Genomic DNA, 16,248 nt, shown 5'->3' with positions numbered 1-16,248 from the left:
TCTTTCTTTTCATATGCGCTCGCTTCGCTCACGAGGCTTTGGCGCTAGGCGACGGACTCGTCGCGCTCCCGTCTTTTTTCGGCTCCAGGCTGTTCAGGAAATCGAGCGCGTCCTGCAAAGACGCGACCGGCACGAGCTTCGGCTTCAGCTTCAGGTCGGCGACCGTCTGCTGCGCGAGGCTCCAATTGCCGAAGCCGTTCAGCACGGCGTTGATGGCGTCCTTCGGCGCGATTTTTTCGTTGTCCTGCCAATGGTCGGCGGCAACGCGCGTGTAGGGGACGAGGAAGTAGTCCGCCTTTTCACGGTCCGCCGCCATGAGCTTGTATTGGATGCCGCCGATGAGTCCGACGCTGCCGTCCGCAGCGATCGTCCCCGTGCCCGCGATCCGGTAGCCCTTGGTCAGGTCCTTGCCCTGCAGCTGCGAGATGATCTCGAGCGTCATCATAAGGCCTGCGGACGGCCCGCCCGTGTCCTCGAAGTCGAACTTGACCTTGTCCGGCGGCGTCACCTTGAGCACGGTCTGATTGGTGAAGCCGACGCCCGGCTTGCCCGTGCCCGGCATCTCGATGAGCGGCACGCTCGCGGTAAATGCCTTCCCCCCGCGCGTGCCCGTCAGCTTGACCGTGTCCCCCGCTTTTTTGGAGGCCAGATACTTGCTGAGCTCCTCCGCGTTGTTCGCTTTGACGCCGTCCACCGAGGTGATGATATCCCCTTCCTGCAGACCGTGCTCCCGCGCCTTCGTCTCCTTGATGAACGAATTGACGATGATGCCCTGTTCCTTTACGTCGATCTTCTTGTTCATCGCCGTATAGGCCGCGAGCAGGGCGTTAGCCTCCGAGCTGTCTCTCATCCAGGCCATCAGGTTGCGGTAGGCGCCGAGATTGACCGTGCCGCCGGTCGCCTTGGCCTGCGTCTGGATATCCATCTTGGGATTCAGCCAGGCATATATGAGGGAGAATACGTTCGGTTTGGAGTAGGACGATACGGTCGTGAAGAGCAGGGCGCCCTTCTGATCGACCCTGTGGTCCGTCTCGACGCGAGGGTGCACGGGCTCTGCCGAACCCGGACCGTACAGGACGTACGGCAAGGACCAATTGCTGGCGACGATGACGACGACGATGAGCGCCGCGAGGATGATCGCCGGTCTGTAGCGCCGGATAAAGCCTTTGTTCTCGGTTGACAATGCGATCGTCACCTCCGTCCCTCATTATAGCGTATCCCCATCCCGTTTCCCAAACAAAAGGGAGACGGGCGCCGCCGCGACGTGAAAAAGCCGTATCGCCGGGAGCGACCCCGGGATACGGCTGGGCATGAACGAATTATTGATTCGCGATCATCTGGCGCAGAACGGTCTGCAGGATGCCGCTGTTGCGGTAGTAGACGACGTCGCCCAGCGAGTCGAGGCGAACGATGACCGGGAAGGAGAAGGTCGTGCCGTCTTCGCGCGTCGCGTTGACGGTGATCGTCTGACCCGGCTGCACGTCGTTCGAGAGGCCTTCGATATCGAACTTCTCGTGACCGCTGATACCGAGCGTCTTCCAGCCTTGACCCGGCTGGAACTGCAGCGGCAGCACGCCCATGCCTACAAGGTTCGAACGGTGGATACGCTCGAAGCTCTCGGCGATGACCGCCTTGACGCCCAGGAGGAACGTGCCCTTGGCCGCCCAGTCGCGCGAGGAGCCGGTGCCGTATTCCTTGCCGGCGATGACGACCAGATTCGTCTTGTTCTTCTGGTACTTCATCGACGCGTCGTAGATCGACATGATCTCGCCGGTCGGCAGGTACGTCGTCACGCCGCCTTCGGTGCCCGGAGCGACCTGGTTGCGGATCCGGATATTGGCGAACGTGCCGCGCATCATGACCTCGTGGTTGCCGCGACGGGAACCGTACGAGTTGAAGTCCTTCTTGTCGACGCCGTGCTTGATCAGGTACTCGCCGGCAGGGCTGTCGACCTTAATGTTGCCCGCAGGAGAGATGTGGTCCGTCGTGACCGAATCGCCGAGCAGGGCCAGCACGTTGGCGCGCTTGATATCGCCGATGTCGCCCGGCTGGTCGCCCAGATCGGTGAAGAACGGCGGGTTCGCGATGTAGGTCGACTTGTCGTCCCACTCGTACAGCTCGCCTTCCGGCACGGGGATCTTGTTCCACTGCTCGTTTTGCGTAAAGACGTTCTCGAACTTCTTGCGGAACATCTCGGGATCGAGCGACGCGGATACGGCTTGCTGGATCTCTTCGTTGGTCGGCCAGATATCCTTCAGGTAGACCGGCACGTTGTTCGGGTCGTAGCCGATCGGGTCGTTGACCAGGTCGATGTTGACCGTGCCGGCCAGCGCGTAAGCGATAACGAGTGGCGGCGAAGCGAGATAGTTCGCCTTGACCTGTGCGTGCACGCGGCCTTCGAAATTCCGGTTGCCCGAGAGGACTGCGGCGACGGTCATGTCGTTGTCCGCGATCGCTTGGCTGACTTCGTCAGGCAGCGGGCCGGAGTTGCCGATACAGGTCGCGCAACCGTAGCCTGCGACGTAGAAGCCGAGCTTCTCCAGGTAAGGAAGCACGCCGGCCTTGATCAGGTAGTCGGTAACGACGAGCGAACCCGGGGTCAGCGAGCTTTTGACGTAAGCGGGCTTCGTCAGACCGCGCTCGACTGCCTTCTTCGCGACGAGACCGGCGCCGATCATGACGCTCGGATTCGACGTGTTCGTGCAGCTCGTGATGGCCGCGATGACGACGGCGCCCGTCGTGAGCGTGCTCGCCTGGCCGTTGCGGTGCTTGACCGGCGCGGTTTGTGCGATCTTCTCGTCGGAGAGGCCGTAGCCGCCCTTGTCGATCGGCGTGCGGATGATGTTGTTGAACTCTTCCTTCATCGCCGTCAGCTCGACGCGGTCTTGCGGACGCTTCGGACCTGCAAGGCTCGGTACGATGGTGGAGAGGTCGAGCTCGATGACGTCCGTGAACGTCGGATCCGGCGTGTCGTCGGTGCGGAACATGCCTTGCGCTTTGTAGTAGGCTTCGACGAGTTCGATTTGCTTCTCGTCGCGGCCGGTGAGGCGCAGGTAGTTCAGGGTCTCGTTGTCGACCGGGAAGATACCGATCGTCGCGCCGTATTCCGGCGCCATGTTGGCGACCGTAGCACGGTCGGCCAGGCTGATGTTCGACAGGCCCGGGCCGAAGAACTCGACGAATTTGCCGACGACGCCCTTTTTCCGGAGGATCTGAGTGACGGTCAGCGCGAGGTCGGTTGCCGTAGCGCCCTCTGCCAGGCTGCCGGTCAGGCGGAATCCGATGACTTCGGGCATGACGAAGTACAGCGGCTGGCCGAGCATGCCTGCTTCGGCTTCGATGCCGCCGACGCCCCAGCCTACGACGCCAAGGCCGTTAATCATCGTCGTGTGGGAGTCCGTACCGACGAGCGAGTCCGGATACACTTCGGTGACGCCGTTCTTGGTCTTGGTGGCGGCGACGGATGCCAGGTACTCGAGGTTAACCTGGTGAACGATACCGGTTGCCGGAGGAACGGCTCTGAAGTTATCGAACGCGGTTTGCGCCCAACGCAGGAAACGATAGCGTTCTTCGTTGCGCTCGAACTCGAGGTCCATGTTGGTTTGCAGCGCGTCCGCGGTGCCGAATGCGTCGACCATGACGGAGTGGTCGATGACCAGGTCGACGGGAACGAGCGGATTGATGCGCTTCGGATCGCCGCCGGCTTGCTTCACGGTCTCGCGCATCGCGGCGAGATCGACGACGACCGGTACGCCGGTGAAGTCTTGCAGCACGATGCGGGCAGGGATGAATGGAACTTCCTTATCTTCGCGGCCGTTCGCCCAGTTGGCGATTTGCTTGACATGCTCCAGCGTGATGGCGCGTCCGTCGAATTGACGGATGGCGGCTTCAAGCAGGACTTTCATCGAGAAAGGCAGCTTGGACACGGCGCCCAGGCCTTGCTCTTCCAGACCTTGCAGGTTGTAGTAGCGATACGTGTTGCCCGCTGCCTGCAGATCGGCCTGTACGTTGTACGGAAGGGTAGACAAAATAATCGGCCTCCTAGATAAGATTGCACGGATTTCATAAAAATAGAGCGAAGCGAGGATGAGAAAAATTCTCGTTTACGTTTCATTCTGTGAAACCCGATTTCAAAATTAAACCTTCCTCATCATTATAGCGTTATCCAGACGCGCAGTAAAGAGAGATTGTGTCTAGTTTGTTACCAATGAGGGGAAAACGGCCGCTATTGCATGAGGATTAGCATGCCGCAAACGTAGGGGATCATCCGGGGGAGACGTGTAAAGGAGGAGGCGCAATATCGGTTTTACTTTCCCACGGCAGCACACGAATCAGTCGCTGGCATGGAATGGCCGCGGCCGACATACATTTGAACGGATGCAATCTGTGCCGTACGGGAGGGGAGTCCGGTGCCGGAATTGGACGAACGGGTAAAGAAGGCGCTGGTCGAATATGTGGACGCGGTTAACGAAGCGGACTTGAACCGCTCGCCCGACGCGCTGATGCGGATCGGCGACGAGGCGCACCGCCGGCGGCTGGAACGCCGGATGCGCGCGCTTAGGCGGCGCGACGCGTTTGCGGCGGCGAAGCCGAGGCGGGGCGAGATTCGTGCGCGCGTCGTGCGATGGAGCGCCGGGGAGAAGGAGGCGTTCGCGGATCTGCAGCTGACGATCGCCAGAAGCTGCGGCACCGGCGAGGCGGCGTATGCAGAAGAACGAATCGAACGCGAACGAATCCGGCTCGTCCCCTTCGGCGGCGAGTGGCGATTGGACCGCGCCGAACCGCTGGGCGACGAACGCTTCTCCGCAGCGCTGCTGGGATCCGGCACGGATGGAGCCTTGGGTGCGGTCGGCGACTGGCCGGTAGCGCCGTCCGTTCCGTTTATGCCGGCCCGGGACTGGCACGCCGCTTGGCAGGGAATACCGAGCGGCGCTCAAGCTGCGCCATGGGCGAATCCAAACGGGGGAGCTCCCGCCGGGAGAGGGCTTTACGATCGCGATGCCGCGGTCGCCTATGCCGAGGCATGGTGGGATAAGGCCAATCCGGCGTACGAGCTTTTCGAGGTGAACTGCACGAACTATGTGTCTCAGTGTCTCTTTGCAGGGGGCGCGCCCATGAACTATACTGGGAAAAGAGAATCGGGCTGGTGGTATCACGGCTTGTCGGGCGGACAGGAGCGCTGGAGCTACAGCTGGGCGGTTGCAAACAGCCTCCAGCATTTTTTGAGCCAGTCGCGGCCTGTCGGGCTGCGGGCGGTGCGCATGGAGCGTCCCGAGCAGCTGTCGCCGGGCGACGTCATTTGCTACGATTGGGACGGCAACGGCCAATTCAGGCACAATACGATCGTGACGGCGACCGCCCCGGACGGCATGCCGCTGGTCAATGCCAATACCGTGCCCAGCAGGCACCGGTACTGGGATTATCGCGATTCCTACGCCTGGACGGAGAACACCCGGTATCGCTTTTATCGTATCGAGTCGATTTTCTAACATTCAAAGGGCGAATATTCGAGGCAGTCGAACAAGGCGGAGGTCAAGCTGACAATGGGAACTGGACAGAGGATTCGCGTCGGGCTCGTCTACGGCGGCCGCTCGGGCGAGCATGAAGTATCGCTCCAGACCGCGCTGGCGGTGCTGAAGGCATTCGATTACGACAAATACGAACTTATTCCTTATTATATAACGAAGGAAGGCAGATGGCGTCCGGGCTCGCTGCTTGCGGCGCCGCCCGCGGCCGTCGCGGAGCTGCAGTTCGAGCCGGCCGGCGAAGCGGGAGCGACCGGATCGTCGCTCATTCCGCTGATGCAGGGCATGTCCGATTCGGCGGTAGCGGAAGCCGGCGTTCGCGAGGGGCTAGGCTCGGTGGACGTCGTGTTCCCGCTGCTGCACGGCACCTTCGGCGAGGACGGAACGATACAAGGCTTGCTCGAGATGGCGAACCTGCCGTACGTCGGGGCCGGAGTGCTTGCCTCCTCGGTCGGCATGGACAAAGCGGCGATGAAAACGATGTTCGCGGCTGCCGGCTTGCCTCAGGTGGGGTACAGGTCGTTTACGCGATATCACTGGAACAAAGAGCGGGAAGCGTTACTTGACGGCATCGAGCGGGGGATCGGTTATCCAAGCTTCGTGAAGCCCGCCAATCTCGGCTCCAGCGTCGGCGTCTCCAAGGCGCGCAATCGCGAGGAGCTCGCCGCGGCCGTCGAAGAAGCGCTGCGATACGATCGCAAGGTGATCGTGGAGGAGTTCGTCGACGCGCGGGAGATCGAGGTCGCCGTCCTGGGCAACGACGAGCCGCGGGCATCGGTCGCCGGCGAGATCGTCAGCTCGAACGAGTTCTACGATTATAAGGCTAAGTATATTGACGGTAAATCCGCCATGATCATCCCGGCGGAAATTCCCGAAGAGACGGCGCTGGCCGTTCGCGAGATGGCGGTCCGGGCATTTCTCGCGATCGACGGGGCGGGACTGTGCCGCGCGGACTTTTTCCTGCGCAAAAGCGACGGCGCGCTGCTGATCAACGAAGTCAACACGATGCCGGGCTTCACGCCGTTCAGCATGTATCCGCTGCTCTGGCAGGAGACGGGCGTCTCCTATCGCGAGCTGCTGGACACGCTGATCGAGCTTGCGCTCGCCCGACATGCCGAGAAGCAGTTGATCGACTACGGCGGTTGATCGGGAAGAACGGCCGACAGGCCATCTGGGCGAGGTAGCCTGAAAAGCCGTGCAACTAAAAAGCACCGCCGTCAACGCTGACGGCGGTGCTTTTTTAAATCTCAGTCCAGAAAATCCTTCAGCCGGCGGCTGCGGCTCGGATGGCGCAGCTTGCGCAGCGCCTTCGCCTCGATCTGCCGGATGCGTTCGCGGGTGACGCCAAACGCCTTGCCGACTTCCTCGAGCGTCCGCGTGTGGCCGTCGTCGAGGCCGAACCGGAGGCGCAGCACGCTCTCCTCGCGCTCGGTGAGCGTATCGAGCACGTCCTCGAGCTGCTCGCGCATCAGCTCGAACGCCGCCGCGTCGGCAGGCTCCGGCGCGTCCTGGTCTTCGATGAACTCGCCGAGCCGGGAGTCGTTCTCCTCGCCGATCGGCATCTCGAGCGACACGGGCTCCTGCGAGATCTTCATGATCTCGCGGACCTTGTCGATCGTGATATCCATCGCCTGGGCGATCTCCTCGGGCGTCGGCTCGCGGCCGAGCTCCTGCAGAAGCTGCCGGGAGATGCGGACGAGCTTGTTGATCGTCTCCACCATATGAACGGGAATCCGGATCGTGCGCGCATGGTCCGCGATGCTGCGGGTGATCGCCTGGCGGATCCACCACGTGGCGTACGTGCTGAAGCGGAAGCCCTTGCGGTGATCGAATTTCTCGACAGCCTTGATCAAGCCCATGTTGCCCTCTTGAATCAAGTCGAGGAACAGCATGCCGCGTCCCACATACCGTCTTGCTATGCTGACGACCAGTCGAAGGTTGGCTTCGGCCAGACGCTGCTTGGCTGCTTCGTCGCCTTCCTCGATCCGATGAGCAAGCGCGATCTCTTCGTCGGCCGTCAGCAGAGGCACGCGGCCGATCTCCTTCAGATACATGCGGACCGGATCGTCCATTCGAATGCCCGCAGGCACCTTCAGGTCGTCGTCCATGAAGTCGACAACGGAAGAATCGGTATCCATCGTCAAAGCGCATCCCTCCATCCGGTAAAAGTGCTGGGCGGAACGGTCTAGAATAACGGGAATTGACATCCGAAGAAGTATGTGCTATCCTGAAGTAGGAAGTTTATGAGTTGGATGTCTGATAAGTACCATTTCTCATTATATCACGAGCTAGGCTTTTATACAACATCAACTTCGAATTATTTTGGACCGGACCTTGCGCTTCGTTTTCGGACGAGCCGGGTGCCGGTCCTTTTTGGTTTGATCGGACGACGCTGCCTTTCTTTGCGGGCGGTCTACGGTTTATAATAGCAGCACAAGCCTAAGGTCGGAGGGATGCAAATGGGATTCCAGACGGAATTCAATTCGGTATGTAAATTCAAGTCCGAGCAGGAGCTGTACGAGCTGCTTGAGTATGGGCGGGGCAAGATGGTCAAGAAGCAGTTCCGCGTATTTCCCACGGGACAGAAGGTCATCGCATACGCGCCCGACAACAAAGCGGTCGCCATCGTCCGGATCGTCGCCTCGATCGCCGAGATCAACTTCCAAGGGGAAGAAGTGACGGAGGTCGAGATGGAGCTGATCCGCAAGCTCACTGACGAAGAATCGCGCATCCAGACGGCGCTTGCGCACGAGATGTTTTTTGGGGAACAGCAGGCCTAAGCGCACACTGGGGAGGAGAAACCGCGATGGGAGCGAAGTGGGAATATTGCACGTTGAAGTACAAGACCGGCGGCTGGCTGGGCGGCAAGGTCGACGAGCAGGAGTTCCAGGACGAGCTGAACCGCTACGGGTATGAAGGCTGGGAGCTGGTGTCCTGCTTCGATACGAGTCAGGGACAAGGCGCTTCCCGCGACATCATCGTCGTTTTCAAACGTCAACTATAGAAGAAACGCAAGAGCGGCAGACCCGCTCGATCTACATATGCACGAAGCTCTCGGTCTTATGGCCGAGGGCTTTTTTGCATCCTTAAAAAATGTAAAATACCTTCGCAAAAAACGTCAACTTCTATGGACGCGATGTTGCTATAGTAGAGGAAGAAAGCGTGGCGAAGGGGGCGTGCGAGTGTTCTTAAGCAGATTGGGCGTGCTGACGGACGAAGTGTCCGACCGTTACGAGGAAGCGCTGGACTGGGCGGCTGAGCAGGAACTGGCGCATGTGGAGGTACGGGTCGTCGACGGGCAAAATGCAGCGAGTCTGAGCGACGAACAGGCGATGAAGGTCCGCCGACTGGCGGAGGCGAGGGGGCTGTACATATCCGCGATCGCCTCGCCGGTGTTCAAGTGCGCGCTGGATCCCGCGAGACCGGTCGCGACCGGCGACACGTTCGGCGCCCCGGAGGAGAGCGTCGAGGCTCACTTCGACAAGCTGTCGCGAGTGATCGCGCTGGCGGAGCTGATGGGCACGACGCGGATACGGATTTTCTCCTTCTGGCGCGAGCGGGAGCCGGAGCGCTATGCGGAGGAGATCGCCGGGCACCTTCGGCGCGCGGCAGATATCGCGAGCCAGGCGGGCGTGACGCTGCTGCTCGAAAACGAAGCTTCGTGCAACGGCGGCTCGGCGCGCGAGGTGGCGGAGCTCGTCCGCGCGGTCGATTCGCCGGCGCTGCGCGCGCTGTGGGATCCGGGCAACGAGGCGCATGCAGGCAATGAAGCGTACCCGCTAGGCTACGAGACGATCAAACCGTATGCGGCCCACGTGCATCTGAAGGACGCCTGCTTCGGTCCCGACGGCAAGGCGCGCTGCGTGCCGCTCGGCTCCGGAGACGTGCCGGTCATCGCGCAGCTGAGGGCGCTCGCGGCGGACGGCTACGAAGGGCTTTTTACGATCGAGACGCACTTCGTGCCCGCAGGCGGCAGCCGGATGACGGGGACCCGCATGACGCTCGACGCGCTGCGCGCGCTTGCGAAGGAGGTGTAGGCGAATGGCGCAATGGAGGTTCGGGCTTATCGGCTGCGGGGATATCGCGGAGAGGCATGTCGAGGCGATCGGACAGATCGATGACGCGAAGCTGGTCGCGGTCTCCAGCAGAACCGAGAGCCGGGCGCGGGCGCTCGCGGAGCGGGAAGGCTGCGATTGGGTCACCGACTACCGGGAGCTGCTCGGCCGTGACGATATCGACATCGTCTGCGTGACGACCTCGAGCGGCAGCCATGCGTCCATCGGGCTCGATGCGCTGAACGCGGGCAAGCATCTGATCGTAGAAAAGCCGATGGCGATGAGCGCGCGGGATGCGCGGCGAATGGCGGACACGGCCCGCGAGCGCGGCCTCGTCCTCTCGTCGATCGCCCAGCGCAGGTTCGAGGCCAACAACCAGCTGATCAAGCGGGTGCTGGACGCGGGCGCGCTCGGCAGACTGCTGCTGGCGGAGATGACGCTTCCTTTTTACCGGACCCAAGCCTACTACGACAGCGCCGAATGGCGCGGCACGATCGCCCAGGACGGCGGGGCGCTTATGAACCAGGGCATTCACGGCCTGGACCTGCTGCTGTGGTTCGCGGGAGACGCGCGCACGGTATTCGGCAAGACGGCCACGCTCACGCACCGCATGGAGGCCGAAGACCTGGGGCTGGCGATCCTGCAATTCGAGAGCGGCGCGTACGGCACGGTGATGGCTTCGACGAGCGTGCAGCCGGGTTATCCCGCCACGGTCACGCTGTACGGCGAGCAAGGAACGATCAAGCTCGAGGGCAGCTCGATCGTGCGCTGGGCGGTACCCGGCTGGGAGCGGCCGAACTGGGCGCAGGAGCAGGCCTACGGCGGCGTGACCGATCCGAAGAGCATCGTCACGGAGTTTCACCAGAGCCAGTTCCTCGACATTATCGCCGCTATCGAGACCGGAACCGAGCCGCTCAGCTCGGGCGAGGACGGCTGGCGGGCGGTCAGGCTGGTCGAGGCGATCTATGATAGCGCGAGCCGCGGGACGGAGATTGTGATCGGGGAACATCAAGCGAAGGAGCGAGCCGAATGACGGTTCTGCAGCAGCCCGTCAAGGAAGCGAAGGCGGACGATTTGAAAGTCCGGGTGTACCGGACGCGCGGCGAAATGGGCGCGGCGGCAGGATCCGATGTCGCTGCGAAAATAAAAGAACTTCTGCGGACCAAGCCGGTCATCCGCATGATTTTTGCGGCAGCGCCGTCGCAGAACGAGACGCTGGACGCGCTGGCGTCGGACCCGGATATCGATTGGTCGCGAATTGTCGCGTTTCATATGGACGAATATTTGGGGCTGCCTGCTGGCGCTCCCCAAGCGTTTGCGCGCTACCTGCAGGGCAGGCTGTTCGACCGGGTTAAACCGGGCAGGGTGCATCTGATCGACAGCGCGAACGGCAGCGAAGCCGAATGCAGCCGGTATGCGGCGCTGCTGGCGGAGGGGCCGATCGATATCGTCTGCCTCGGCATCGGCGAGAACGGGCATATCGCCTTCAACGATCCGCCGGTTGCCGACTTCGACGACCTCCTGCTCGTCAAGCCGGTTGAACTCGACGAGGCGTGCAGACGACAGCAGGTCAACGACGGCTGCTTTCCCGATATCGACGCGGTGCCGACGCATGCGCTGACGCTGACGGTGCCCGCGCTTCTCTCCGGCGCACATCTGTATTGCGTCGTGCCGGGGCCGACCAAGCGGGAGGCCGTAGCGCGCACGCTCAGCGAGCCGGTCGCGACGGCTTGCCCGTCCACCATTTTGAGAAATCATCCGGACTGCACCTTGTACGTCGACCTCGATTCGTACGGGGAGGCGGAACGATGATCCTCAAGGCGCTCCATTATCGCACAGGGGAGCCCGTGGAGATCGAAGTCGAGGCCGGGAAAATCGCGCGGGTCGCGCCCGTGGATGCCGGCCCGGCCGAGCGGGCCACGCTGCCGTACGCGGCGCCGGGACTGGTCGATCTTCAGCTCAACGGCTTCGCCGGGCTCGACTTCAACCGCTCGCCGATCCCGCACGACCTGCCGGGGACGGTGGCGCGCGAGCTGCGGCGGGAAGGCGTGACCGCCTTCTATCCGACCGTCATCACGAACGCGCGGGCGGCGATCGCTTCCCAGGTCGCGGCCATCGCCGAAGCTTGTGAACAAGATACGGACGCGGCCGCTTGCATCGCGGGCATCCACCTGGAGGGGCCGTTCATCTCGCCCGAGGACGGCGCGCGCGGCGCGCATGCGCTGGAGTTCGTCAGAGCACCCGATTGGGAGCTGTTCTGCAAATGGCAGGAAGCGGCCGGCGGCCGCATCGCCATCCTTACGCTGTCGCCCGAGTGGGAAGGGTGCGGCGCGTTCATCCGCCGCTGCACGGACAGCGGCGTCACGGTGTCCATCGGCCATACGGCCGCCACTGCCGAGCAGATCAAGGAAGCGGTCGCCTCCGGCGCGCGCCTGTCGACGCACTTCGGCAACGGCGCCCATCTCATGCTGCCTCGCCATCCGAACTATCTGTGGGAGCAGCTGGCTCAGGACGAACTGCACACTTGCCTGATCGCGGACGGCTTTCATCTGCCGGACCAGGTGCTGAAGGTCGTCATAAAGGCGAAGGGCGAGAAGGCGATGCTCGTCAGCGACGCCGTGTACCTGAGCGGCATGCCGCCGGGCGAATACACGACGCACATCGGCGGCCGCGTCGTCCTGACGCCGCAAGGCCGGCTGCATCTGGCGGAGCAGGAGAAGATACTGGCCGGATCCGCGCAGATGCTCCTCTGGGGCATCGAGCAAATGACGGAGCGCGGCATCGCGAGCCTGGCGGACGCTTGGGACATGGCCTCGGTCAGGCCGGCGGGATTTATGCGGCTGCCCGCGGGGGCGGGATTGTCCGCAGGCGCCCCGGCGGATATCGCGTTGTTCAGGCAAGACGGCGGCAAGCTTCGGATCGAACGGACGTGCAAGGCCGGGAAGATCGTCTACCCGGGCGAAGCCGGCGCGGGCGAACGATGAGCGTTTATCGAGGACAGGGGGAACGACAATGAAGTTTGCGGCATTCAGCGGAGTTTTCATCGAGCACAGCATTCAGGAAGCGATGCATTTGACGAAACGGCTGGGCTTGGACGGAATCGAGATCGCGGCGCGCGAGCCCCACATCTCCCCGGCCAGTAGCATGACGAGGGTCAAGGAGGTCAAAGCGCTCTCGGACAGCCTGGCGCTCCCGATTCCCGTTCTGGCCAGCTATATCGGCGGCTTCTCCGATGCGGACGACAGCCAGGCGGAGAAATATTTCGAGGAATTCAAGCGGCTGCTCGAGATCGCAGACGTGCTGGGCACGCGTATGATCCGCGTTTTCCCCGGCGGTCCCAACGCCTTCAAGGCGCAGGACTATCACTACGCCAAGGCCGCGCATTGGATGAGGGCGATCGCCGAAGAGGCTGCGAAGCACGAGGTCAACGTCCTGATGGAGATTCACAACAACTCGCTCGTCGAAACGGTGGACAGCAGCCTGCGCCTGCTCGACCTGATCGGGCGCGACAACGTCGGCATGATTCACGATGCCGGCAACATGTACATCACCGACACGGATTACGGCCGGGAATCCGTCCTGCGGCTGGGCCGCCGCTTGATGCACGTCCACGTCAAGGATGAGCTTCGCGTCGCCGAGCAGGGCGCGCCGGGCACGTTCGCGGATACGACCCGCCACGGCAGGGAGCTGTTCCTGCAAAGCCGGCTGGGCGAGGGCGGAGCCGATCACCGGCCGCTGTTCGACGCGCTGCGCGAGACGGGCTACTCGGATTGGGTGACGCTGGAGTGCCATGCGCCGTTTCCGGCGTACGAGCGTTTGGAACACGACTTCGCGGCGGTTCGCAGGCTGATCGCCACGGCGTAACGATAGGCGGTGCTTCATGAACGAAGACTTGGATATGCCGTATTACCACGGCAGAGACCAGCTGAACAGGGAGTTTCCTTTTAAAATATTCAGTTACGACAGCCCGTCCCTGAAGCAAAGCCTGCATATGCACGATTACGTCCAGATCGTCTACGTCCGCCACGGGGTGTGCAATCACCAGATGCTGGGCAAGTCGCTGACCGTCAGCCAAGGGGATCTGTTCATTATCGCGCCGGGTACCGGTCACAGCATCAGCGGCATCGAGGACCGCGCGTTCGAGCTGATCATGGCCGACTTCGCGCCGGAGCTGCTGGAGGGTCATCTGGGACCGATGGAGGAAGCGCTGAAGCGCTACCTTATGCCGGGGCTCGCGGCCGCGCCATACTCCTGGCTGCATGTCGGTAAGCAAAGGCAGCCGCTCGTCCTGCAGCTGCTGCAGGACATGCAGGACGAATACGACCACAAGGAGAACGGCTACGAGTTCGCGATCCGGCTGTCCCTGCTGAAGCTGCTCATGGTGGCGGAGCGCGAATACCGCGCGGTCCGGCGCAAGCCGGGCAAGCAGGCGGCCGCCGTCGACAAAGAGCCGATCGAAGAAGCCAGGCGGTACGTGCACGACAATTACAGCCAGGACATTCCGCTCGAGCACGGCGCTTATATCGCGAATATGGCGCCGGCTTATTTCAGCCATATGTTCAAGCAGGTGACCGGGCAGTCGTTCATAGATTACGTGAACGAAGTTCGCATCGAGCGGGCGAAGGAGCTCATCCGGCGGCAGTCGCTCACGGTCACGCAGATCGGATTCCAGGTCGGCTACCGGCATCTCAGCCACTTTATCCGCACGTTCAAGAAGCGCACGGGCATCACCCCGACGGAATACAAAAAAACGTTCGGCGGCATCGCCGGGCCTATCGGAGAAAGAGGGATGAACAAATGACGGCAACTCCATTAAAGGTCGGCATCATCGGACAGGGCCGCAGCGGCCGCGACATCCACGGCAAGCTGCTCGAACTGCTGCCCGCGCAATACCGCATCGCGGCGATCGCCGATTCCATTCCGGAGCGCAGGGTGCGGGCCGAGGAGGAATTCGGGTGTCGCGCATACGAGACGTGGGAGGCAATGGTCGCCGGCGAGCCGCTCGACCTCGTCGTCAACGCGTCGCCGAGCCATCAGCATTTTCCGATCACGCTGGAGCTGCTGAACAAAGGCTTTAACGTCCTGTGCGAAAAGCCGCTGGCCAAGACGCCCGAGGAGGTCGACCGGCTCATCGAGGCGTCCAAGCGTTCGGGCAAGCTGCTCGCCGTTTTCCAGCAGTCCAGGTACCACCCGGCCTTCCAGCAAATTCGCAACGTCATCGACTCCGGCGTGCTCGGCCGCATCGTGCAGGTGAGCATGGAGATGAACGGCTTCGCCCGCCGCTGGGACTGGCAGACGCTGCAGAGCAACAACGGCGGCAACCTGATGAACACCGGTCCGCATCCGGTCGACCAGGCGCTGCAGCTGTTCGGCAACGACGCGCTGCCGCAAATTACATGCATTATGGACCGGGCGAATACGTTCGGGGATGCGGAAGACTACGTGAAGCTCCTTATGCGAGGTCCAGGCCGCCCGACGATCGATATCGAGATCTCGTCCTGCTGCGCCTATCCGCAGGATTCCTTCAATATACAAGGGACGAACGGAGGCCTGCACGGCAGCCCGGAGCATCTGGAGTGGCGGTACTTCAAGCCCGAGGAAGCGCCGGCGCAGCAGCTCGTGAAGGAGCCGCTGTTCAACGCGGCGGGACTGCCCGCCTACTGCAATGAGACGCTGACCTGGCACGGCGACGAATGGTCGATGGCGCTGCCCGAGGGGCAAAGCCTGTTCGGCTACATGACCGAAAAGCTGTACCTGATGCTGCACCGCTCGCTGACGGAAGGCGCGCCGCTCGAGATCACGCCGGAGCAGGTGCGCCAGCAGATGTGGGTCATGGAAGAGTGCAGGCGGCAAAATCCGTTGATTTACAGCGCGTAATACAGTAGGGCGTGAACCTTTTTATGCGAAAAAAACCGTTCTTCGGCCATAGCGAAGAACGGTTTTTAAATTTGGGCAGATGGATGATCGTCGAAGGGTGCGGAAGTTGGCAGAAGTCTCCGTTGGAGCTACTTTGATCCGCAGACCGGTGCGCCTGCCGCTAGAAGTCCCCGTTGGAACTACTTTGATCCGTTGACCGGTGCGTCTATCGCTGGAAGTCTCCATTGGAACTACTTTGATCCGCCGACCGTTGCGCATGCCGCTGGAAGTCTCTGCTGAAACTACTTTGCCCCGCCGACCGGTGCACAGCCGTCAGAAGTCCCCGTTGGAACTACTTTGATCGGCCGACCGTTGCGCATGCCGCTAGAAGTCTCCATTGGAACTACTTTGATCCGCCGATCGCGGCGCCTGCTGCGGGAAGTCTCTGCTGAAACTACTTTGCCCCGCCGACCGGTGCACCAGCCGTCAGAAGTCCCCGTTGGAACTACTTTGCCCCGCCGACCGTTGCGCATGCCGCTGGAAGTCTCCGTTAGAACTACTTTGCCCTGCCCTCCACGGCGCCAGCCGCCAGAAGTCTCCATTGGAACTACTTTGACCCGCTGACCGTTGCGTCAGCCGCCAGAAGTCCCCGTTGGAACTACTTTGCCCCGCCGACCGTTGCGCATGCCGCTAGAAGTCTCCGTTAGAACTACTTTGCCCTGCCCACCACGGCGCCAGCCGCCAGAAGTCCCCGTTGGAACTACTTTGCCCCGCCGACCGTTGCGCATGCCGCTAGAAGTCTCCGTTAGAAC

13 protein-coding genes and 1 pseudogene are annotated in these 16,248 nt (G+C 62.1%); 11 read left to right on the top strand and 3 right to left on the bottom strand.

All coding sequences use genetic code 11. From position 1 onward, the window contains the following. Positions 1 to 28 precede the first annotated feature (28 nt). A complete protein-coding gene (locus KVT38_RS08720; protein ID WP_217593311.1) occupies positions 29 to 1,195 on the bottom strand; it encodes a SepM family pheromone-processing serine protease in 1,167 nt (388 codons plus the stop codon). A 124-nt stretch (positions 1,196 to 1,319) separates the two neighbouring features. Further along, complete coding sequence (gene acnA, locus KVT38_RS08715) at positions 1,320 to 4,034, bottom strand: aconitate hydratase AcnA (protein WP_217593363.1); 2,715 nt, start codon at positions 4,032 to 4,034, stop codon at positions 1,320 to 1,322. A gap of 375 nt (positions 4,035 to 4,409) precedes the next feature. Between acnA and KVT38_RS08710 the strand changes: the two genes are divergently transcribed. Together KVT38_RS08710 and KVT38_RS08705 are read left to right on the top strand one after the other, a co-directional pair. Further along, the gene (locus KVT38_RS08710; RefSeq protein WP_368859071.1) at positions 4,410 to 5,489 is read left to right on the top strand and encodes an amidase domain-containing protein; all 1,080 of its coding nucleotides are present in this window, start codon (positions 4,410 to 4,412) and stop codon (positions 5,487 to 5,489) included. 54 nt (positions 5,490 to 5,543) lie between these two features. After that, positions 5,544 to 6,671, top strand: coding sequence for a D-alanine--D-alanine ligase (locus KVT38_RS08705; RefSeq protein WP_217593310.1), 1,128 nt, complete (start codon positions 5,544 to 5,546; stop codon positions 6,669 to 6,671). Between the two features lie 101 nt (positions 6,672 to 6,772). On the opposite strand, the pseudogene rpoD reads toward KVT38_RS08705, so the two are convergent. Next, positions 6,773 to 7,648 (bottom strand): annotated as a pseudogene (rpoD, locus tag KVT38_RS08700) (RNA polymerase sigma factor RpoD); the annotation flags it as partial. A 336-nt stretch (positions 7,649 to 7,984) separates the two neighbouring features. Here rpoD and KVT38_RS08695 point away from each other — a divergent pair. The 9 genes from KVT38_RS08695 (at position 7,985) to KVT38_RS08655 (ending at position 15,457) form a co-directional block, all read left to right on the top strand. After that, on the top strand, positions 7,985 to 8,305 hold the full coding sequence (locus tag KVT38_RS08695) for a hypothetical protein (RefSeq protein WP_217593309.1): 321 nt from the start codon (positions 7,985 to 7,987) through the stop codon (positions 8,303 to 8,305). A gap of 26 nt (positions 8,306 to 8,331) precedes the next feature. Continuing rightward, the gene (locus KVT38_RS08690; RefSeq protein ID WP_217593308.1) at positions 8,332 to 8,529 is read left to right on the top strand and encodes a DUF4177 domain-containing protein; all 198 of its coding nucleotides are present in this window, start codon (positions 8,332 to 8,334) and stop codon (positions 8,527 to 8,529) included. A 178-nt stretch (positions 8,530 to 8,707) separates the two neighbouring features. Next, positions 8,708 to 9,562 carry a sugar phosphate isomerase/epimerase family protein gene (locus KVT38_RS08685; protein WP_368859070.1) on the top strand — a complete coding sequence of 285 codons (855 nt, stop codon included), beginning with the start codon at positions 8,708 to 8,710 and terminating at the stop codon, positions 9,560 to 9,562. A 4-nt stretch (positions 9,563 to 9,566) separates the two neighbouring features. Beyond that, positions 9,567 to 10,613: a Gfo/Idh/MocA family protein gene (locus KVT38_RS08680; protein WP_217593306.1), complete on the top strand. Its 1,047-nt coding sequence runs from the start codon at positions 9,567 to 9,569 to the stop codon at positions 10,611 to 10,613. After that, positions 10,610 to 11,392: a glucosamine-6-phosphate deaminase gene (locus tag KVT38_RS08675; RefSeq protein ID WP_217593305.1), complete on the top strand. Its 783-nt coding sequence runs from the start codon at positions 10,610 to 10,612 to the stop codon at positions 11,390 to 11,392. Before KVT38_RS08680 ends, KVT38_RS08675 begins: the two co-directional genes overlap by 4 nt. Further along, positions 11,389 to 12,564 (top strand): N-acetylglucosamine-6-phosphate deacetylase, encoded by a 1,176-nt coding sequence (locus KVT38_RS08670; protein WP_217593304.1) that lies wholly within the window; start codon positions 11,389 to 11,391, stop codon positions 12,562 to 12,564. Before KVT38_RS08675 ends, KVT38_RS08670 begins: the two co-directional genes overlap by 4 nt. A gap of 28 nt (positions 12,565 to 12,592) precedes the next feature. Continuing rightward, positions 12,593 to 13,444, top strand: a complete 852-nt coding sequence (locus KVT38_RS08665) for a sugar phosphate isomerase/epimerase family protein (RefSeq protein WP_217593303.1) — start codon at positions 12,593 to 12,595, stop codon at positions 13,442 to 13,444. Positions 13,445 to 13,460: 16 nt separating this feature from the next. After that, a complete protein-coding gene (locus KVT38_RS08660; RefSeq protein WP_217593302.1) occupies positions 13,461 to 14,381 on the top strand; it encodes an AraC family transcriptional regulator in 921 nt (306 codons plus the stop codon). After that, on the top strand, positions 14,378 to 15,457 hold the full coding sequence (locus KVT38_RS08655; RefSeq protein ID WP_217593301.1) for a Gfo/Idh/MocA family protein: 1,080 nt from the start codon (positions 14,378 to 14,380) through the stop codon (positions 15,455 to 15,457). Before KVT38_RS08660 ends, KVT38_RS08655 begins: the two co-directional genes overlap by 4 nt. Positions 15,458 to 16,248: the final 791 nt, after the last annotated feature.

Source organism: Cohnella sp. GbtcB17 (assembly GCF_019091135.1).
Classification (GTDB): Bacteria; Bacillota; Bacilli; order Paenibacillales; family Paenibacillaceae; genus Cohnella.
The sequence above is the reverse complement of the archived record's forward strand: the minus strand, read 5'-3'. Positions and strand labels throughout refer to the sequence as shown.